The sequence below is a fragment of the Flaviramulus sp. genome (assembly GCF_982512915.1).
This window is the reverse complement of the sequence record NZ_CEWOCJ010000007.1, coordinates 135,191-156,855: the sequence shown is the minus strand read 5'-3', so window position 1 is coordinate 156,855 and position 21,665 is coordinate 135,191. Positions and strand designations below refer to the sequence as shown.

General features: G+C 31.5%; 19 protein-coding genes. 11 read left to right on the top strand and 8 right to left on the bottom strand.

Features of this window, described 5'->3' with window-relative positions; all coding sequences use genetic code 11:
- Window positions 1–93 precede the first annotated feature (93 nt).
- On the top strand, window positions 94–447 hold the full coding sequence (locus tag AC1XJX_RS07170) for a heavy-metal-associated domain-containing protein (RefSeq protein WP_482003285.1): 354 nt from the start codon (window positions 94–96) through the stop codon (window positions 445–447).
- 91 nt (window positions 448–538) lie between these two features.
- Here AC1XJX_RS07170 and groL read toward each other — a convergent pair whose 3' ends face one another.
- The 7 genes from groL to miaB form a co-directional block, all read right to left on the bottom strand.
- On the bottom strand, window positions 539–2,167 hold the full coding sequence (gene groL / locus AC1XJX_RS07165) for a chaperonin GroEL (protein WP_482003284.1): 1,629 nt from the start codon (window positions 2,165–2,167) through the stop codon (window positions 539–541).
- 20 nt (window positions 2,168–2,187) lie between these two features.
- The gene (locus AC1XJX_RS07160; RefSeq protein WP_482003283.1) at window positions 2,188–2,463 is read right to left on the bottom strand and encodes a co-chaperone GroES; all 276 of its coding nucleotides are present in this window, start codon (window positions 2,461–2,463) and stop codon (window positions 2,188–2,190) included.
- A 141-nt stretch (window positions 2,464–2,604) separates the two neighbouring features.
- Window positions 2,605–2,961, bottom strand: a complete 357-nt coding sequence (gene secG, locus AC1XJX_RS07155; RefSeq protein WP_482003282.1) for a preprotein translocase subunit SecG — start codon at window positions 2,959–2,961, stop codon at window positions 2,605–2,607.
- Window positions 2,961–3,890: a hypothetical protein gene (locus AC1XJX_RS07150; RefSeq protein WP_482003281.1), complete on the bottom strand. Its 930-nt coding sequence runs from the start codon at window positions 3,888–3,890 to the stop codon at window positions 2,961–2,963. Before AC1XJX_RS07150 ends, secG begins: the two co-directional genes overlap by 1 nt.
- Window positions 3,890–4,399, bottom strand: a complete 510-nt coding sequence (lptE, locus tag AC1XJX_RS07145; RefSeq protein WP_482003280.1) for an LPS assembly lipoprotein LptE — start codon at window positions 4,397–4,399, stop codon at window positions 3,890–3,892. Before lptE ends, AC1XJX_RS07150 begins: the two co-directional genes overlap by 1 nt.
- 19 nt (window positions 4,400–4,418) lie before the next feature.
- Window positions 4,419–5,687 (bottom strand): sigma-54 interaction domain-containing protein, encoded by a 1,269-nt coding sequence (locus AC1XJX_RS07140; protein WP_482003279.1) that lies wholly within the window; start codon window positions 5,685–5,687, stop codon window positions 4,419–4,421.
- A gap of 1 nt (window position 5,688) precedes the next feature.
- Window positions 5,689–7,137 (bottom strand): tRNA (N6-isopentenyl adenosine(37)-C2)-methylthiotransferase MiaB, encoded by a 1,449-nt coding sequence (miaB, locus tag AC1XJX_RS07135; protein ID WP_482003291.1) that lies wholly within the window; start codon window positions 7,135–7,137, stop codon window positions 5,689–5,691.
- A gap of 183 nt (window positions 7,138–7,320) precedes the next feature.
- Between miaB and AC1XJX_RS07130 the strand changes: the two genes are divergently transcribed.
- The 8 genes from AC1XJX_RS07130 to AC1XJX_RS07095 all read left to right on the top strand — a co-directional run bounded on the left by AC1XJX_RS07130 (window position 7,321) and on the right by AC1XJX_RS07095 (window position 18,059).
- The gene (locus tag AC1XJX_RS07130; RefSeq protein ID WP_482003278.1) at window positions 7,321–8,103 is read left to right on the top strand and encodes a hypothetical protein; all 783 of its coding nucleotides are present in this window, start codon (window positions 7,321–7,323) and stop codon (window positions 8,101–8,103) included.
- A gap of 140 nt (window positions 8,104–8,243) precedes the next feature.
- A complete protein-coding gene (gene topA / locus AC1XJX_RS07125) occupies window positions 8,244–10,733 on the top strand; it encodes a type I DNA topoisomerase (RefSeq protein WP_482003277.1) in 2,490 nt (829 codons plus the stop codon).
- A 170-nt stretch (window positions 10,734–10,903) separates the two neighbouring features.
- A complete protein-coding gene (locus AC1XJX_RS07120) occupies window positions 10,904–12,070 on the top strand; it encodes a formimidoylglutamase (protein ID WP_482003276.1) in 1,167 nt (388 codons plus the stop codon).
- Between the two features lie 162 nt (window positions 12,071–12,232).
- A complete protein-coding gene (gene porK, locus AC1XJX_RS07115) occupies window positions 12,233–13,594 on the top strand; it encodes a T9SS ring complex lipoprotein PorK/GldK (protein ID WP_482003275.1) in 1,362 nt (453 codons plus the stop codon).
- Window positions 13,595–13,671: 77 nt separating this feature from the next.
- Window positions 13,672–14,310 carry a type IX secretion system motor protein PorL/GldL gene (gene porL, locus AC1XJX_RS07110; RefSeq protein WP_482003274.1) on the top strand — a complete coding sequence of 213 codons (639 nt, stop codon included), beginning with the start codon at window positions 13,672–13,674 and terminating at the stop codon, window positions 14,308–14,310.
- Window positions 14,311–14,369: 59 nt separating this feature from the next.
- Window positions 14,370–15,932, top strand: a complete 1,563-nt coding sequence (gene porM, locus AC1XJX_RS07105; RefSeq protein ID WP_482003273.1) for a type IX secretion system motor protein PorM/GldM — start codon at window positions 14,370–14,372, stop codon at window positions 15,930–15,932.
- A 94-nt stretch (window positions 15,933–16,026) separates the two neighbouring features.
- A complete protein-coding gene (porN, locus tag AC1XJX_RS07100) occupies window positions 16,027–16,917 on the top strand; it encodes a type IX secretion system ring subunit PorN/GldN (RefSeq protein WP_482003272.1) in 891 nt (296 codons plus the stop codon).
- Between the two features lie 101 nt (window positions 16,918–17,018).
- The gene (locus AC1XJX_RS07095) at window positions 17,019–18,059 is read left to right on the top strand and encodes an NAD(P)/FAD-dependent oxidoreductase (protein ID WP_482003271.1); all 1,041 of its coding nucleotides are present in this window, start codon (window positions 17,019–17,021) and stop codon (window positions 18,057–18,059) included.
- Here AC1XJX_RS07095 and AC1XJX_RS07090 read toward each other — a convergent pair whose 3' ends face one another.
- A complete protein-coding gene (locus AC1XJX_RS07090; RefSeq protein WP_482003270.1) occupies window positions 18,060–18,443 on the bottom strand; it encodes a DUF983 domain-containing protein in 384 nt (127 codons plus the stop codon).
- An 86-nt stretch (window positions 18,444–18,529) separates the two neighbouring features.
- Here AC1XJX_RS07090 and AC1XJX_RS07085 point away from each other — a divergent pair, with 86 nt between their 5' ends.
- Entirely contained in the window at window positions 18,530–20,440 is a 1,911-nt protein-coding gene (locus AC1XJX_RS07085) for an ABC-F family ATP-binding cassette domain-containing protein (RefSeq protein WP_482003269.1), read from the top strand.
- A gap of 76 nt (window positions 20,441–20,516) precedes the next feature.
- Complete coding sequence (locus AC1XJX_RS07080; protein WP_482003268.1) at window positions 20,517–21,665, top strand: efflux RND transporter periplasmic adaptor subunit; 1,149 nt, start codon at window positions 20,517–20,519, stop codon at window positions 21,663–21,665.

Sequence of the window (21,665 nt, the reverse complement as noted above, 5' to 3'; positions counted from 1 at the left end):
TGATACTAACTTTGTATATGGACCAATTTTTGGAAGTATGTATTACGCTGGATTCAGATTTAAAATAAATTAAAACAAATTAAAATAGACAATATGAAAAAAATAATAATTATAGCTATGCTATTTACGGGAATGACACTTTTTGCTCAAAACAAAAATGCAAAAGCTTCTTTGGAAGTAGATGGCGTTTGTATGATGTGTAAATCTAGAATAGAAAAAGCATGTTTAGCAACTAAAGGAGTAAAAAGTGCTAGTTGGGATGTTAAAACGCATGAATTGAAATTGTTTTTCGATGAAAACAAAACCAATTTAAAAGCTATTGAAAAAAATATAGCGGCAGTTGGACATGATACTAAGCAAATAAAAGCAACTGATGAAGCTTATGCTTTGGTACATCCTTGTTGTAAATATAGAGACGAACAAATCGTTGGAGATCATAAAGAATAATTTTATTCTTATTTCTATAATTAAATTTACAAAAAAAACGCTTCAAATTATTTTGAAGCGTTTTAGTTTATATTAATTGAAAACTTTCAATTTACATCATTCCTGGCATGCCGCCACCCATTGGAGGATGACCTGCAGATTCTTCCTTAATATCTATTAAAGCACACTCTGTTGTAAGAATCATTCCAGCAACTGAAGCTGCATTTTCTAAAGCTATACGAGTAACTTTCTTGGGATCAATAATTCCAACCTTCAACATATCTACATAAGTTTCAGATTTAGCATCGTAACCAAATGAGCCTTTGCCTTCCATAACTTTAGAAACTACAACGCTTCCTTCGCCACCAGCATTTTCAACAATAGTACGTAATGGAGATTCGATAGCACGTGCTACAATTTGAACACCAGTTGTTTCGTCTAAATTATCAGTAGTAAGTTTTTCTAAAACTGATTTTGCTCTTACTAATGCAACACCACCACCTGCAACAATACCTTCTTCAACGGCAGCTCTTGTGGCATGTAAAGCATCATCAACACGGTCTTTTTTCTCTTTCATTTCAACTTCACTTGCAGCGCCAACATATAAAACTGCAACACCACCAGCTAATTTAGCTAAACGCTCTTGTAATTTTTCTTTGTCGTAATCACTAGTGGTAGTTTCAATTTGTGCTTTAATTTGATTTACTCTAGCTTTAATGTCTTTTGCATCACCAGAACCATTTACAATAGTAGTATTGTCTTTATCAATAGTTACGGTTTCTGCAGTACCTAACATACTTAAATCAGCATTTTCTAACGTAAACCCTCGCTCTTCAGAAATTACAGTTCCGCCAGTTAATATAGCTATATCTTCTAACATGGCTTTACGTCTGTCTCCAAAACCAGGTGCTTTTACAGCAGCAATTTTAAGTCCGCCACGTAATTTGTTTACAACCAATGTGGCTAACGCTTGTCCGTCTACATCTTCAGCAATAATTAATAATGGACGACCAGATTGTGCAACAGGTTCTAATATTGGAAGAATTTCTTGTAAGTTAGAAATCTTTTTATCAAATAATAAAATATATGGATTTTCTAAATCAGCAATCATTTTATCTGCATCTGTTACAAAGTAAGGAGATAAGTAACCTCTATCAAATTGCATACCTTCAACAACATCAACATAAGTATCCATGCCTTTAGCTTCTTCAACGGTAATAACACCTTCTTTCCCAACTTTACTAAAGGCTTTAGCAATTAGATCACCAATGGTATCATCATTGTTAGCAGAAATAGATGCTACTTGTTTGATCATTTCTGATGAATTACCAACTTTTTTAGCTTGCTTTTCAAGGTCTTTAACAATAGCTTCTACTGCTTTGTCAATCCCACGCTTTAAATCCATTGGATTAGCGCCTGCAGCCACATTTTTCAAACCTTCTTTTACAATAGCTTGTGCTAAAACGGTAGCTGTAGTTGTGCCATCTCCTGCTAAATCATTAGTTTTTGAGGCAACTTCTTTAACCATTTGAGCACCCATGTTTTCAAGTGGATTCTCTAATTCTATTTCTTTAGCTACAGAAACACCATCTTTAGTTACCTGAGGAGCACCAAAGCTTTTACTAATAATGACGTTACGTCCTTTAGGTCCTAATGTTACTTTTACTGCATTAGCCAATGCATCAACGCCACGTTTTAAACCGTCGCGTGCTTCAATATCAAATTTTATATCTTTTGCCATTTTTTTAAATTTTACTTTAATTAAACAATTGCAAGAATATCACTCTCACGCATTATTAAATAATCTTTACCTTCTAGTTTAAGCTCTGTTCCAGCATATTTGCCATATAAAACAGTATCGCCAACTTTTACGGTAATAGGATCGTCTTTAGTGCCTGGTCCGGCAGCTACAACAGTTCCTTTTTGTGGTTTTTCTTTAGCGTTATCTGGAATGATAATTCCAGATGCTGTTTTAGTTTCAGCAGCAGCAGGTTCAATAAGAACGCGGTCTGCTAATGGTTTAATGTTTAAGCTCATTGTTATATTACTTTTAATTAAATTATTATTTGTTTTTATTATCAAGCTAAAAATGTGCCAATAGATCATTACTGACAAACTTGCAGAAATAAAAAATGCCAACTGTATAAGTTGGCATTTTTTTTATTTTTTTGGTATTACCTATTCTTCTGTTGAATCTGCTGGTGTAGTAGTATCATTAGTTGTATCAGCAGGAATTGCTGGTAAGGGTTGTGTTGTTGTAGCATCTAAATCTAATGCTTTAGAATCTAAAGTTTCTGAACCTTTATTGATGGCTACATTAGAAAGTAAAATTAATACTAATAAAAGTGTAGCTAAAGTCCATGTGCTTTTATCTAAAAAGTCAGTTGTCTTTTTCACACCACCTAATTGTTGTGTGCCACCGCCACCAAAAGATGAAGATAATCCACCACCCTTAGGGTTTTGCACCATAATTACAACGATTAGTAAAAAGGCTACTACAACTATTAATGCTAAAAATATTGTAAACGTACTCATTATTCTTTATTGTTTTGTTCTTGTAATTGTTCTACTGCTTTGATTTGGTTTGCAAAGAAACTACTTTTTTCTGGATATTTCAAACTTAAAATTTTATAAGATTGAATTGCTTTTTTGAAGTTTTTTTGCTCGACATAAATCCTAGCTAAAGTCTCTGTCATTAATGATTCTGGCTGAATCATTTGGGCTTTAGCTAAATTCCCTTTTTGGGTTACTGCTTTGGTAGGATTGATTTTTGGGTTTTGAGATATAAATTTATCAATAAGCTGAAACTTTTTTTCTTTTTCTTGAGCTTCAGATGTTAGACCTAGAGGTTCATTTTTTAGCTCTCTTTTAATAGGTTTAAATTGTGTTAGCTTAAGCCATTCGTTAAAGGAGTGCGTTTCTCTTTTATCAAACTGTAGAGGTTTTCCTAAATTTAAAATTTCATCAGGTGTAGCTTCAGTGGCTATGACTTCTTCGGTGATATTCTCAATAGATTCTGTTTCATCTAAAATAAAAATTTTTTTTGGGCGTGATTCTTTTGGTTCAAATAAATTAGGGTCTAAAACACCTTCAGTATCAATTATTTGTTGTTTTAAAGTATGGTCAATTTTAACACTTTTATTAACTGAAAGATCTTCAACTATAACATCTAAATCTTTGAGATGAGCTATGTTTTGTTTAATAAATTGAGAAATTTCATTTTGAACGAAAGCTTCAGAAGTAATGTAATCAAATAAAATACTTCTGTCAAAAGTGTAAGCGGCTGTTGTTTTAAGTTCTTGGTTATATTTAAAACTACTTTGTTTTTTTAATGCTTTAAGATAGATAGCTCTTGCAGATTGAAAATAAGGAAATTCATCAATGATAGATTTTATAGCTTCGGTTTCCTCATGTGTTATTTTTTGAGGGTTTTGGAGTAAGTTTGTAAAATCTGTATGATTCATTACCATTTTGCTAAAGTAGCGTTGAAAATATCTTGAGTTATACGCTCAAAAATCTCTTCATGCGCTGTTGTTTTTTGCGACCCAATTAGTTGTTCACTTCCAGGGTAATCATAAAAAAAAGAAAAAGTTTGTTCTAAATCATCTTCTTCATCTTTTTTATTAAAAAAACGCAGTTTTACACTAATAGTTAGTCTGTTTTGTGCAGCTGTGTTTTGTGAGGTTGCTGTTGTTGGTGAAATTCGGTATTCTGAGATTTCTCCTTCATAAACTAAATCGCCATTTGAAGGAACTAAAGTTAAGTTTGTTTGGTTTTGAATTAAATCTTCAAGTACAATTTTAAAATCACGTTCTAAACCTGGCTCTATTAAAAGCGAATTGTTTTCAAAATAATTAACTTGATAAGTTTCAGTACCTGATGGGATGGAAGCACCTGTAAATGAGTAGATGCCACAACCTGAAAGCGAAACGCTAAATGCTAAAAGTAAAAAGTATAAAAAGTGCTTTTTCATGTATATTATAGCGATTGAATTATAAATCGTATTGTTTAATTTTTCTGTAAAGCGTACGTTCGCTTATTCCCAATTCGTTAGCTGCTAATTTACGTTTTCCGCTGTGACGCTCAAGGGATTTTTTTATTAATTCTAATTCTTTATCTTGTAGCGACAAGGTTTCTTCTTCTTCAATTTCTTCAGCAAAATGATATTTATCGTGTATTGTTAATGTGTCATCTGTATTTGATGTATGTTCTGGGATTGAAATTACTTCCGTGTTTTCAATAGAATCTTCATAATCGGCATCTTCATCATTATCATTTCCATAGATTTTTTGAATCAGACTTTCGTTGTTTTTTTCAACATCTTTAACGTTACCTGTTTTCATTAATTCCATAGTCAATTTTTTCAAATCGTTAAGATCGCTTTTCATATCGAAAAGCACTTTGTATAGAATTTCACGTTCACTACTAAAGTCGCTATCGGATTTAGATGTTTTTATAACTGCGGGCAAATTAGTTCCTGAAATAGGTAGATAGCTTTTTAAGGTTTCGGCTGAAATTGTTCTGTTTTGCTCTAAAACGGATAGTTGTTCAGCGATGTTTCTTAACTGTCGAATATTACCACTCCATCTGTGTTTTAGTAATATTTGAGTGGCATTATCTGTAAGTTTGATGGTTGGCATTTTATATTTTAAAGCAAAATCACTTGCAAACTTTCTAAACAGTAAATGAATGTCTTCCTGACGCTCTCTAAGTGGCGGTAAATGAATATCTACGGTGCTTAAGCGGTAAAATAAATCTTCACGAAATTTTTCTTTTTGTATGGCTTCATACATGTTTACGTTGGTAGCAGCAACAATACGCACATTTGTTTTTTGCACTTTACTGGAGCCTACTTTTAAAAACTCACCATTTTCAAGAACACGTAATAAACGTACTTGAGTTGTAAGTGGTAATTCTCCAACTTCATCTAGGAAAATAGTACCGCCGTCTGCGACTTCAAAATAACCTTCGCGGGTTTGAGTTGCACCTGTAAATGAGCCTTTCTCATGTCCAAAAAGTTCACTGTCAATGGTGCCTTCCGGAATGGCGCCACAGTTTACAGCGATGTATTTATTGTGTTTTCTGTGAGATAATTGGTGGATGATTTTCGGAATACTTTCTTTACCAACGCCACTTTCGCCGGTAACTAAAACAGAAATATCAGTTGGTGCTACCTGAATCGCTTTTTCAATAGCTCGGTTAAGAGATGCTGAATTTCCAATGATACCGAAACGTTGTTTTATAGCTTGAACTGACTCCATTTTAATTATTTTCTGAGTATCCAATTGCTTCACCAATAAGTGTAGCGCTTGTACAATCTATAACTTTTACATTTACAAAATCTCCAATTTTATAGTTTCCTTTAGGGAAAACCGTAACGAGGCTTTGTGGTGTGCGACCAGACCAGTGTTTTTCTGATTTTTTAGATTCTTTTTCTATTAAAACTTCAACCACTGAGTTTAGATTTTCTCTTGTTCTAAAACCACTATGTACTTGTTGGAGTTCTACAATTTCTGCTAATCTTCTTTTTTTATCAGCTTGTGGAACATCATCATCCATTTTGCGTTCTGCTAAAGTTCCAGGGCGTTCAGAATAAGTAAACATATATCCAAAATCATATTTTACATACTCCATTAATGATACTGTGTCCTGAAAATCTTCTTCGGTTTCAGTAGGAAAGCCAACTATCATATCTTGGCTAATAGCACAGTTTGGTATGATTTTTTTAATATTATAAATAAGTTGCATATATTCTTCTCTTGTGTGTAAACGATTCATTTCTTTTAGAATGCGATTACTACCACTTTGAACTGGCAAGTGAATATGGTTACAAATATTTTGATATTTTGCCATGGTTTCAATCACATCGATTGTAAAATCTTGTGGATTTGAGGTTGAAAAACGAATACGCATTTTAGGCTGTGCTTTGGCGCAAAGCTCTAATAATTTAGAAAAGTTAACAGAGGTTGCTTTTTGCATAACGTTAGCTTTTTCAAAGTCTTTTTTCAAACCACCACCATACCACAAGTAACTATCAACATTTTGCCCAAGTAGGGTTACTTCTTTAAAACCCTTGCTCCTTAAATCGTTAATTTCTTCAATAATACTTTGTGGATCTCTACTGCGTTCTCTTCCTCTAGTAAATGGTACTACACAAAATGTACACATATTATCGCAACCTCTTGTTATTGAAACAAAAGCAGTAACACCATTTGTGTTTAATCTCACAGGTGAAATATCGCCATAAGTTTCATCTTTTGATAAAATAACGTTGATGGCATCTCTACCTTCTTCAACTTCTGCTATTAAATTAGGTAAATCTTTGTAGGCATCAGGTCCAACAACAAGGTCAATAATTTTTTCTTCTTCTAAAAATTTAGTTTTTAAACGCTCTGCCATACAGCCTAAAACGCCAACTTTCATTTTTGGGTTATGGTCTCGTTTTACGGCGTTATATTTTTCTAAACGTTTTCGAACAGTTTGTTCTGCTTTATCTCTAATAGAGCAGGTATTTACTAGAACTAAATCAGCTTCCTCAAGTTTTTGAGTGGTATTAAAACCTTGTTCTGATAAAATAGAAGCTACTATTTCGCTATCGCTAAAATTCATAGCACATCCATAACTTTCAATAAAAAGTTTACGTTTATTAGTGTCTTTTTGTTCTAAAACTAAAGATTCACCTTGTTTATTTTCGTCTATAATTTTTTCCATAATTTCTTGAAATCCTACTCTTCCAATAAGCATGCAAAGATACAATTAATTTATGTTTTATGACAAAGTGTCAGTTTAAATTTTTGATAATTTTATTTTAAAGGTTAGTTTTGACTTTTTAATCAATTAGTTTAAGTTTTAAAAATAATTTACATTTAAACATTCAATAACATACAAGCAATAATGAATACGATTACAAAATTATCAGAAAAAATAAATCAAGCACAAGCTTTAGATTTTGGAACCATTTTTAGTGAATCTATTGAGTTGTTTAAGAAAACCATATTACAAGGTTTTTTAATGCAAGTTTTTATTTTAATAATCATGATACCTTTAATTATTGTTTTTTATGTACCTTTTTTTGGGCTCATAATAGCACAACAAGAGACTGGATATAATGATACGGAACTGTTTGATAATTTTTTTGCAAGTATGTCTGTTTTATATATTCTAATTGTTATTGTTGGCGTTTTTGTTTTAAGTGCTATATCTTTAGCGTTAAATGCTGGTTTTTACAGAATAATGAAAAAGCTCGATTATAACGAGCAAGTAACCACCTCAGATTTCTTTTATTTCTTTAAAGGGAAGTATTTAATTAAAACGTTTTTATTAATGGTAGTAACAATTATAATTGCTATTCCTGCAGCCTTATTGTGTTACATTCCTTTAATATATGCCATTGTACCGTTATCATATTTTGTTTTAATTTTTGCCTTTAATCCAGAATTAAGTGTTGGAGATATTGTGAATGTAAGTTTTAAATTAGGAAACAAAAAATGGTTACTCTCTTTTGGATTGTTTGTAGTTGCTTATTTGTGTGTAATAGTTTTAACTCTCGTTACATGTGGTTTGGGTTCACTGTTTTTATCGCCATTTATGTATCATCCTATGTATTTAATATATAAAAACGTTGTTGGTTTTAATGAAAACAATGTTATTGAAAATTTTGAAAAACATGTAGAATAAATTTTAAAAATACAATGAAAAAAGCCTGTGTTCATAACTCAAAACACAGGCTTTTTTCATTTAAAAATAAAATAGAAAATTTATAAAATTAGGAAGTTAAACTTTTTTTCATATACATTTGTACACACAAAAAACGTAGTATGGCGAAGAATTTAGTGATAGTTGAGTCACCTGCTAAGGCAAAAACCATTGAAAAATTTCTTGGAAAAGATTTTAAAGTAGAATCTAGTTTTGGACATATTTCAGATTTGCCTTCAAAGGAATTAGGAGTAGATGTTGAAGGTGATTTCAAACCCAAATATGAAGTTTCAAAAGATAAAACAGCCGTTGTAAAGAAACTTAAAGACTTAGCTAAAAAAGCAGAAATGGTTTGGTTAGCAAGTGATGAAGATAGAGAAGGAGAGGCTATTGCGTGGCATTTGGCAGAAACGTTGCAGTTGGATAAAAACAAAACTAAGCGTATTGTTTTTCATGAAATTACAAAATCAGCCATTTTAAAAGCTATTGAAAATCCAAGAGGTATAGATTATGATTTAGTAGATGCACAACAAGCACGTCGTGTTTTAGATAGAATTGTTGGTTATGAGTTATCTCCTGTTTTATGGAGAAAAGTAAAAGGTGGTTTATCGGCAGGTCGCGTTCAATCGGTTTCGGTACGTTTAATTGTTGAGAAAGAAAGAGAGATTCAAGAGTTTACGCCTGTGGGATCTTACAGAGTTGATGCGGAATTTTCAAATGAAGACGGACAAACTTTTAAAGCGAAGCTACCTAAGAATTTTTCAACAAAAGCTGAAGCACAAAAATTCTTAGAAAATAACACAGCCGCATCTTTTAAAGTAGCCGATTTAGAAAAAAAACCTGCTAAAAAAGCACCAGCAGCGCCGTTTACAACATCAACCTTACAACAAGAAGCATCACGTAAGTTATATTTTTCAGTAAGTAAAACCATGAATATGGCACAACGCCTTTATGAAGCTGGTTTGATTACATATATGAGAACTGATAGTGTAAATTTATCTGATGAAGCTAGAAAAGGCGCAGAGGCAGAAATAAAAAGTGCTTACGGTTCAAAATATAGTAATCCAAGAAATTATAAAGGAAAATCAAAAGGCGCACAAGAGGCGCATGAGGCTATTCGCCCAACAGATTTTTCTCTGCATTCAGTAGATATCGATAGAGATCAAGCTAGATTATATGATTTAATTTGGAAACGATCTATTGCATCACAAATGAGTGAGGCAGAATTAGAGCGAACTAATGTTAAAATTAGTGCATCAACCCATAATGAAGCCTTTACGGCTAATGGTGAGGTTATCACTTTTGATGGTTTTTTAAAAGTATATTTAGAAGGAACTGATGATGAAGATATTGAACAAGAAGGCATGCTTCCAGCTATGAGAACTAATGAGACTTTGCTTAATAATTATATTACTGCTACAGAGCGTTATACGCGTCCACCAGCAAGATATACTGAAGCATCGTTGGTTAAAAAACTAGAAGAATTAGGTATTGGTCGTCCATCTACTTATGCACCAACTATTTCTACAATTCAAAATAGAAATTATGTAGAAAAAGGTACAGTTGATGGTGAGGAGCGAAGTTATACTCAACTTACTTTAAAAAATGGTACTGTAAAAGATAAATTACTGAGAGAAAAAGTTGGATCAGATAAAGGGAAATTAGTACCTACTGATATAGGTATGATTGTTACAGATTTTTTAGTAAATCATTTCGAACACATTTTAGATTATAATTTTACAGCAAAGGTAGAAGCTGATTTTGATGAAATTGCTGAAGGCAATGAAGATTGGACTAAAGTGATGAAATCATTCTATAAAGATTTCCATCCGGTTGTTATTGATGTTCAAGAAAATGCAGATAGAGAATCTGGTGAGCGAATATTAGGTACAGATCCTAAATCTGGAAAACAAGTGAGTGTGCGTTTAGGGAAATTTGGACCCATGGTTCAAATAGGTACTGTTGATGATGAAGAAAAACCGCAGTTTGCAAGTTTAAGTCCAGAACAACAATTAAATACCATTACTTATCAAGAAGCAATGGATTTATTTCAATTACCAAAAAATTTAGGTCAATACAAAGGAGAAAAGGTTGAGGTTAATAATGGTCGTTTTGGTCCTTATGTGAAATTTGGTGATTCTTTTGTGTCCCTTTCAAAAGGAGTTGATGCCTTAAGCGTAGAGCTTGATGATGCTATTGTTTTAATTAATGAAAAGCAAAAAGCAGATGCTCCTATATATATGTATCAAAATTTACCAGTACAAAAAGGTAAAGGGCGTTTTGGTCCGTTTATTAAATGGAACGATATGTTTATAAATGTCAATAAAAAATACGATTGGAACGATTTATCAAATAATGATATTATTGAGTTAATTGAAGATAAGATTCAAAAAGAGAAAGATAAAGTTATTCATAATTGGGAACAAGATGGTATTAGTGTTGAAAAAGCGCGTTGGGGAAGACATAATATTCTTAAAGGAAAAATAAAAGTTGAGTTAGCTAAAACTGTTGATGTTTCTAAAATGACTTTAGATAAGGCTAAAGAATTAATTGAAGCTAAAATGCCAAAGAAAAAAGCGCCTGTTAAAAAATCAGCTTCCAAGAAAAAATAATTAGTGTTAATTATTTTTTAAAATAAAAATTAATAACTCAAAAAGAATTAATTAAAATTGGTGATTCATCGATTATTTTAACATTTAGGTGATAAAAAACTCATTTATTCTATTGATATTTGTGTGAAATTAAAATTTCAATTTACCAACATCAATTTTCGTTTTTATAAATGAACTTTAGTTTTTTATCACCTGTTTCAGATTTAGTTCTTGCTCACAATGAGTTGTTATCCCAACAAGCTATAGGCAGAAAGCTTAAAATTCACACAATTCACAATGGAATTCCAGATTTAGAAGGTGTTAAAATAGCTATTATTGGTGTTTTAGAAAACAGAAATGATATTAACTATATTGGAGAAACTATATATTTAGATGAAATAAGAAAAGCATTTTATAGTCTATTCCCCGGAAGCTGGAATGTAAATATTGCTGATTTAGGTGATATAAGTAAAGGTGAAAGTGTGGAGGATACTTATTTTGCACTAAAAGAAACTATCAATATATTATTAAAAGAAAATATTATACCTATTATCTTAGGTGGTTCTCAAGATCTTACTTACCCTAATTACAGAGCTTATGATGGTTTAATACCAATGGTAAACATAGTAAATGTTGATGCAAAATTCGATTTAGGAGATTCAACAAAGCCCATAAAAAATAATAGTTTTATTGGAAAAATAATTTTAAACGAGCCTTATAATCTTTTTAACTATGCAACTGTGGGTTATCAAACTTACTTCAATTCTCAAGAAGAAATTGATTTAATGGATAATCTGTATTTTGAATCCTATAGATTAGGTGAGGTTTCAAAGAATATTAAGATTGTAGAACCTGTAATGCGTGATGCTAATATTGTAACTATAGATTTAACATCTGTAAAAGGTGCAGAGGTAAGTTTAAAACAAAAATATTCTCCAAATGGTTTAGATGGTAAGGAGATTTGTGCTATTTCCCGTTATGCTGGTATTAGTAATAAAGTAACTTCATTTGGAATTTATGAATATAAACCTTCAAAAGATGATGAATTAACATCTATGTTAGTATCACAAATGATTTGGTACTTTATTGAGGGAGTAAATTTTAGAGTAAAAGATGATGATTTTTCAGATGATATGAATTATCAAAAATTTATAACCTTAGTCGAGTCTGAAGAATTAGTGTTTTATAAAAGTAATAAAACTGGTAGATGGTGGATTGAGATTCCTTTTTTATCAGAAATTAATAATAAATTAAAAAGACATACGTTATTACCTTGCATGCATCAAGATTACCTGGATGCATGTAATGATAAGTTGCCAGACCGTTGGTATAAAGCAATTCAAAAGAATTGTGTTTAATAGACAAAGTATGGTTAAAGAGTCAATTTCATCGGTAAAATGTGTTTTTTTTACGATGAAATGTAAATTTTTTAGATAAAAAGTTGTTTTTTAATAAATATATAAATATGTTTACGCTCTCAAATGAAGCTTAAAATAATTAACCTCGAGTTTTCTATGGATATGAAGAAGTTTATATTATCAATTACAGTAATGGCAATACTAATTAGTTGTGGCTCTAAAGACAAGGGCGAACTAGTAGGTGTTCAAGGAAAAAAATGGCATCCAGAAAAGCCTTATGGCATGGAACTTATCCCCGGCGGTGCATTTATAATGGGTAAAGCAGATGACGATCTTGCAGGCGTAAATGACGCACCTTCAAAAACAGTTACAGTGAGAGCCTTTTATATGGATGCAACAGAAATCACTAATAGTGAATACCGTCAATTTGTAAACTGGGTAAGAGATTCTATTGTAAGAATGAAATTAGCTGTTTTAGCTGATGAAGTTGGTAAAGTGCCAGATGACGGGGGTATCGGTGAATTTGCATTTAAAGATGCAGATACCGCAAATATGTCTGTTTACGAAAAGTATATGTTCGAAAACTATACAGGTTTAGGACCTACAGGATATGAAGGTAGAAAGTTAAATAAAGATATTGATTTAATTTTTGACACTTCAGATTATCCAGATGAGTATTATACAGAAGTCATGGATACTATGTATTTACCTTTAGAAGAATCTTATAACGGACAACGTACTTGGGACGTTAAAAAGTTTAAATTCCAATATAGTTATATGGACATTCAAGAAGCTGCAAGAGCTAAAGGAATTAAGCGTAAAGATGTTATCAAAAAAGAAGAAATTGAAGTCTATCCAGATACAACGGTTTGGATTAGGGATTTTGCTTACTCATACAATGAGCCAATGCATAACGATTATTTTTGGCATGATGCTTACAGTGATTATCCGGTAGTAGGTATTACCTGGAAACAAGCAAAAGCATTTTGTGAGTGGAGGACTATTAACAAAAATACTTATCAAAAATCTAGAAAAGGTGCCGCATTTGTAAATTCTTTTAGATTACCATCTGAAGCAGAATGGGAATATGCAGCAAGAGGCGGCTTACAAGCAGCTACTTACCCTTGGGGTGGACCTTACACTAAAAGTGATAGAGGCTGTTTTATGGCAAACTTTAAACCAGTAAGAGGTGATTATGCAGCCGATGACGCATTATATACGGTAGAAGCAAAGTCTTACGAGCCAAATGATTATAATTTATATAATATGCCAGGAAATGTATCTGAATGGGTAAATGCATCTTATGATCCATCTGCTTATGAGTTTACATCAACAATTAACCCTAGTGTAAACGATAAAAATAATCAAAGAAAAATTGTTAGAGGTGGTTCATGGAAAGATGTTGCATACTTCTTACAAGTAAGTTCTAGAGATTATGAATATGCAGATTCTGCAAGAAGTTACATAGGTTTCAGAACCGTTCAAGATTATATGGGGACACAAGTAACAAAAAACGGTAACTAAGAATTTTAATCAAAACAATATAACTATTAATTAACCTACTTAAGTAAAACCTACTTAAAATTTAAAAATCGAAAATTATGGCAAAGTCAAAAGCAAGTAAAAAGTTCATGAATATGGCTTATGGATTAGGAGCAGCAATTGTAATCGTTGGAGCTCTATTCAAAATTATTCACTTTGAAATAGGACCACTTACAGGTAACGTGATGTTAACTATTGGACTTGTAACCGAAGCAATTATATTTGCATTATCAGCATTCGAACCAGTTGATGATGAATTAGATTGGTCATTAGTATATCCAGAATTAGCTGGAGGACAATCAAGTAAAAAGGAAGGAAAAGAAGACGCACAAGGTTTATTGTCTAAAAAATTAGACGACTTATTAAAAGAAGCTAAAATTGATGGTGAATTAATCTCTAGTTTAGGAGAAAGCATCAGAGGATTTGAAGGTGCTGCTAAAAATATGTCTTCAACTGTTGATTCAATAGAAGCAAGTAAGAAATATGGTGAAGAACTATCATTAGCTGCAGCTCAAATGGAATCTTTAAACAGTCTTTATAAAGTACAATTAGAAAGTGCTAATAAACAAGCAACTATTAATGAAGAGTCTGTAGAAAATGCAGCTAAATTAAAAGAGCAAATGCAATCTTTAGCTTCTAACTTATCATCATTAAATGGTGTTTATGGAGGTATGCTTTCTGCAATGAATAAAAACTAATTAGGAGAGTTATTAATTCCCAAATTTATTATTAATTAACCAAAAAAACCTAATTAAACATGGCAGGAGGAAATCTAACACCAAGACAGAAAATGATTAATCTGATGTATTTAATATTTATAGCAATGCTAGCTTTAAATATGTCTAAGGAAGTGCTTTCAGCCTTCGGATTAATGAATGAAAAGCTTACGGAATCTAACGAAGCTACTGAAGCTAGAAATAATAGCTTTGTAGCAAGTCTAGAAGTAAAAGCTAACGAGCAAAAAGAAAAATTCGAACCTTTAAAAGCTAAAGCTGATCAAATAGATGATTTAGCTCATAATTTTAGTGCTTATTTAGAAGATTTAAAAACTAAAATGACTGCTAAAATCGATGATCCAACAGATTATGAGATTATGGACAAAGGTGATTATCTTGATGAACATTTTTTTAAAGGGGACAAAATAAAAGAAGATGGTCAAGCATTTTTAGGTCAAATGAAAGCTTTTCGAGAAGGCGTTGCTAAAATTTTAGCAGACGAGAAAGGTATGGAAACTGTTATAAAAGAAGTTAATGACAAATTTAGTACTAATGAAGTTGTTAATAGAGATGGTGTAAAAGTAGAATGGTTAGATTATCACTACAAAGGGTACCCTTTAGTAGCGTCTTTAACTAAATTAACGTCTTTACAATCTGATATTAAAACTACTGAGTCTCAAGTTTTGTCTAATATGTTAGCTGGTACACTTTCTAGTGAGGTGTCTATGACAAACTATACAACTTTGATGGAAACATCTAAATCCGCTTATTTTAATGGCGAGCAGTTTGATGGACAAATCGTTTTAGGACGTAAAGATGCTTCTACAAAACCTAGTAGAGTAGAATTAACTCTAGATGGTAGAAAGCTTAATGCTGATCAATATTCAATTGAAGATGGTAAAGTTAAGTTGAAAATTGGGACTGGTGGTGTTGGTGAACACAAAATTGAAGGAAAATTAATTTTTGCTCAAGATGGAGAAGAAATTGAAGTTCCTGTAAAATCATCATTTGCAACAGTAGCAAAGCCTAATGCAGCAACAATTTCTGCGGATAAAATGAATGTTGTATACCGTGGTGTTAAAAACCCAATGACTATATCATTTGCTGGTATTCCTGATAATAAAGTAGCTGCTAGTGCTCAAGGATTATCTAGAGGCGCTGGAAGTAGTTATATTATGGATGCAACTTTAATTAAAGGTAGAGAGGTAACTATTAATGTAACTGGGACTTTGCCAGATGGAGGTAAAGTGAGTGATAATGCTAAATTCAGAATTAAAGATTTACCAAAACCAACAGGAACAATTAGAGGTGAAGACGGTGCAATAAAAATGCAACGTGATGCACTTAAAATTTCAACAATTGGAGCTAAATTTGATGATTTCGATTTTGAATTAACACTAAATGTTACTGGATTTAAATTTAAAGTTGCTGGACAGCCAACAATAAATGTTAACGGAAATAAGTTAGATAGTAGAGCTCAGCAAGCATTAAGTAAAGCAAAACGTGGATCAGATGTTCAAATATTTGACATCGAAGCTAAAGCTAGTGGTGTTAGTGTCATACTTAAAAAAGTATCTCCAGTTTTTGTTGAGTTAACAAACTAAACTACTGGTTACGGCGTTTAGTTATTACCATATAAAAATGTATAATAAGATTAAGATGAAATATCATCTTTAAAGAACAATAAATATTAATCACATGAATTTAAAGAGTTTTTTATTAACCGTTACTACTGTTTTTACAGCATCAAGTATGTTTGCTCAAGCCAATATATTAAATGCTAAAAGCCCTGATGAAATAGGTGTGAGAACAGAAGCTCAAAAGGCAGTTGACAATGATAAACCATTAGAATATGGATATGTTGACGATAGAGACATATTGTTTTCTAAGATGGTTTGGGAAAAAGTAGTTCTTGATGAACGTTCAAATTTTCCACTTTACTATCCGATAGATACTAACAACATTGGTAGCGATAGAAGATCATTGTATGATGTTCTTATGAAGGCCGTTAAAGATGGTGAAATAAAAAACATCTATGACGATTCTTATTTTACAACAAAGAGAACTTTAAAAGATATTGAAGCTGCTTTAGTTAAAATTGACACTACAGAATTAGGTATCGAGCAATTAAATGCCGGTGAAGAATTATCTGCAGAATACATTAATAAAAGAGCTATTACTTCAGCTGATATTAAGCAGTATCATATCAAAGGACTTTGGTATTTTGATAAGCGTCAAGCAGAAATGAAATACAGATTACTAGGTATTGCTCCCGTTGCGCCGGATGTTAATTTTATTGATGAAGAAGAACCAGATTTAGTACCATTATTTTGGATATTTTTCCCAGATGCCAGAGAGGTATTACACGCGGCTAAATCTTTTAACAATGAAAATAGTTCTATGCCATTTTCTTTTGATCATATGCTAAACGCAAGACGTTTTCATGGTTATATTTTTAGAGAAGAAAATGTACAAGGCGATAGAGCAGTAAGCGAGTATGTATCTCAAAATGCTTTAATGCAATTATTAGAATCTGAAAGGATTAAAGATAAAATTAGAGATTTTGAATTAGATATGTGGACATATTAAAATTCAAAAATTTATAAAAAAACGCTCACTATTTAGTGAGCGTTTTTTTTTGTTCAACAATATAAATAAAGCGTAATTTTTCTGACTATCTTCGCGCAGTCATGCATGTAGATTATATAATTGTTGGTATTGGAATTGCAGGAATTAGTTTTTGCGAACAATTAAAAGCTAATAATAAGTCTTTTATAGTATTTGATAATAATTCTCAATTATCATCAACAGTCGCTGGCGGTTTGTATAATCCAGTTGTTTTAAAACGATTTACATCCGTTTGGAAAAGTAAAGAACAATTGGAAACAGCTGTGACATTTTATTCGAAACTTGAAGAGAGACTAAACTTAAAGTTAGATTATAAAATTCCCGTTTATCGAAAATTCGCCTCTTTAGAAGAGCAAAATGATTGGTTTGCAGCTTCAGATAAACCATTACTTTCAGATTATTTATCAACTAAAATAATACGAAATAGTAATAAAAACATTGATGCTCCCTTTGGGTTTGGTGAAGTTTTTGAAACTGGTAGAGTAGATGTTAAAGTGATGCTTGATGCATTTAAAATGGAATTATCTCATAATAATTCATTGTATGAAAGTATCTTTAAGTACAATCAATTAATTCTTGAAAACAACAGTATTAAATATCAAAATATAATTGCAAAAAATATGGTATTTGCAGAAGGTTTTGGGATAAGAGAAAACCCATATTTTAATTATTTACCATTAGTGCCAGCTAAAGGAGAGTTAATAACGATACATGCACCAGATTTAAATATTGATTATGTTTTAAAAGCAGCTGTTTTTATAATCCCCTTAGGAAATGATTTATATATAGTAGGAGCCACTTATGAGTGGAAAGATTTAAGTAATAAGGTTACAGAGACTGCTAAAGATGAATTGCTAAATAAACTAGAAAAAATTATTAATTGCTCTTTTAAAATTGTAAACCAAGTAGCTGGTGTAAGGCCAACAGTTAAAGATAGAAGGCCTTTAGTAGGGCAACATCCTAAATTTAAAAATTTATATGTTTTAAATGGTTTGGGAACTCGTGGTGTTATGATAGGACCCTATGTTGCCAATAAACTTTACAATTTTATAGAAAATGATGCAGTTTTAGATAATGATATTGATATTAAAAGGTTTGAATAATTACTTTTTAGCCAACGATTTATCGTAATGGATAAAAAGATTAATCCATATATTTCTTGATAAACGCAAAATAACTGGCATAAAAACAACTAATGTTCCTATAATTGAAATAAAAACTTTATCGATATCAGCCTCAAAGATAAAATGCGAAATCACAAATGCTGCAACAGCAAAAGCAATCCCTACACCATAGCTAACATACATAGAGCCGTAAAAAAATGAAGGCTCAATTTTATAACGTGTATTACAGTTAGAACAATGTTCGTGCATACTTAAAGCCTCAGAGAGCTTGTAAGGATTTTGGTTTTTAAACATGGATTCTTGATGGCATTTAGGGCAAGTTCCAGTTAAAATACTATATAATTTAGTTCCTTTTTTAAACATAATAATTATGTATTTTTGCAAATGCAAATAATGCTGTAAAAATACATTTTTAATAAAGAAGCTTTTGTAATAAAAGTTACATTTCTATGATGAACATCCATAATTTATCAATTTCATTTCAAGGAGAATACCTTTTTGAAGATATAACTTTTAAACTAGGAAATGGCGACAGAATTGGGCTTATCGGTAAAAATGGTGCTGGTAAATCTACTATGCTTAAAATTTTATCTAGGGAAATGGAACCAGATACTGGTCAAATAGCAACTGATAAAGAACTTAAAATAGGATTCTTAAAACAAGATATTGATTTTGTTTTAGGAAGAACAGTTCTTGAGGAATCTTATGAAGCTTTTACAGAAATTAAGGATTTAGAGGCTAAAATGGAATCTGTTAATACTCAAATGGTAGAACGTACAGATTATGAAAGTGAAGTATATCATCAATTAATGGTTGACATTAATGAGTTACAACATCAATACGAAATTTTAGGGGGTTATAATTATCAGGGTGATACCGAAAAAATTCTTCAAGGTTTAGGATTTAAACGTCAAGATTTTGATAAACTTACCGATACATTTTCTGGTGGATGGCGCATGCGTATTGAATTGGCTAAGTTATTACTTCAAAACAATGACATCTTACTTTTGGATGAACCAACAAATCATTTAGATATTGAGTCTATTATCTGGTTAGAAGGTTTTTTGAAAAATTATGTAGGAGCCGTGGTTATTGTATCTCACGATAAAATGTTCTTAGATAATGTAACTAACAGAACAATTGAAATTTCTTTAGGACGTATTTATGATTATCCGAAGCCATATACTAAATATTTAGTTTTACGTGAAGAGCTAAGAACCCAACAATTAGCTTCACAAAAAAACCAGCAAAAGCAAATAGAACAAACAGAGAAGCTTATTGAAAAGTTTCGTGCTAAAGCCTCAAAAGCAACTATGGCACAATCGCTTATAAAAAGGCTTGATAAAATTGATAGAATTGAGGTTGATGAAGATGATAATAGTGTGATGACTCTGAATTTTCCAGTATCTATAACACCTGGAAAAGTGGTGGTTGAAACTGAAAAAATCTCAAAAAATTATGGAGATAACCAAGTTTTAAAAAATATAGATTTATTAATAGAGCGCGATAGCAAAACCGCTTTTGTTGGGCAAAACGGTCAAGGTAAATCTACACTCGCAAAAATTATAGTTGGCGATATAAAGTACAATGGGCATTTAAAGCTAGGACACAATGTTCAAATAGGTTATTTTGCTCAAAACCAAGCAGAGTATTTAGATGGTAGTAAAACCGTTTTGAATACTATGATTGATGCTGCTAATGAAACCAATAGAAGTAAAGTTCGAGATATTTTAGGATCGTTTTTATTTAGAGGCGATGAGGTCGATAAATATGTGCGTGTTCTTTCTGGTGGAGAACGTAATCGTTTAGCCTTAGCCAAATTAATGTTGCAACCATTTAATGTTTTAATAATGGATGAGCCAACAAATCACCTCGATATAAAATCTAAAAACGTATTAAAAGAAGCTTTAAAACGGTTTGCAGGTACTTTAATTTTAGTATCTCACGATCGTGATTTTCTTCAAGGATTAACCAACATCGTTTATGAGTTTAAAGACCATGAATTAAGAGAATATTTAGGCGATATAGATTTTTACTTAGAACAACGTAAAGTTGATAGTTTAAGAGAAGTTGAAAAACGTACGGTTATAAAAGAGACTCCGAAAGAAAAAAATCAGCAATCTTATGAAGATCAGAAAAAGTTAAAATCTCTAAATAATAAGTTAAGTAACCTAGAGTCTAAAATTGGACAGTTAGAACGGGAAATTAAAGCGATTGATTTAGAATTAGAAATTAATTATGCTGAAGTTACTTCAAAATCCAACTTCTTTGATAATTATCAAAAAATGAAATCTGAGTTACATAGTTGTATGGATAAATGGGAACAAATTCAATTCGAAATTGAAGCTTTCGAAGGTTAGTATTTTTTTAAGTTTTTTTTAACTATTCGATGGGTCATAATGGGTAATTTTGTATCCTCACCATCAAACACAAATAATGCGTAAAATAATACTCCTTGGTATTGGTATTGTAATTTTAGGAATGTCTTTTATTGGAGCCTATTACATTATTAAAAGTAATGTTAAAGTAAAGCCTAAAGCTGAAAAAGTTATAAAAACTGTTTTTGTAGAGACTGTAGAGAATAGAAGTGTTCCTATAGTCATTCCTGCCAACGGTAATTTGACAGCGAAAAATCGCTTTGAATTGTATTCAGAAGTTCAAGGTATTTTTGAAAGTACAGCACACGATTTTAAACCTGGGCAGTCATACAAAAAAGGAGAAACTTTAATTAGGATTAATTCAAATGAGTATTTTGCATCGGTTCAAGTTGCAAAAAGTAATCTTTACAATTTAATAACGTCAATTATACCTGATTTAAGATTAGATTTTCCTAACTATTTTAATATTTGGGATGGATATATAAGAAGTTTTGATTTAAATAAAACAACGCCACATTTGCCTAAAATAAACGACGAAAAACTTAATTATTTTATCACTGGAAGAGGTATTGTCTCTAGCTATTATAATGTTAAAAATTTAGAGCAACGTTTAGTGAAATACAAACTTGTTGCACCTTTTAGTGGGGTACTTACTGAGGCTTTGGTTACCAAAGGAACCTTAATTAGATCTAGTCAAAAATTAGGTGAGTTTATAGATACATCTATTTACGAAATTGAACTTTCAATTGGTAAAACGTACAGTGATTTGCTAAAAATTGGCGAGTCTGTTGATTTGAAAACTTTAGACGGAAAAAATGCTTATGTAGGTAAAGTTACCAGAATCAATAGTAGAATTGATCAAACCACACAAACAATAAAAGTTTTTGTAGAAGTTAAAGGAGATGATTTAAAAGAAGGCATGTATTTAGAAGCACAATTAGAAGCTGCTGATGAGCCAAATGCTATTAAAATTTCAAGAAAACTATTAGTTAATAATTCTGAAATATTTATCTTAAAAGATAGTGTTTTAGATATTTTAAAAATCGAGCCAGTTTTTTTCTCTCCTAATGACGTCGTTGTTAAAGGTGTTCCAGATGGAACTAAAATGCTTTCAAAACCATTAGCAGGCGCATTTGCTGGTATGTTGGTTAAAGTAGCAGATGACAATAATGATTCAAAAGAACAAACCAAATCAGTAAAAAACTAA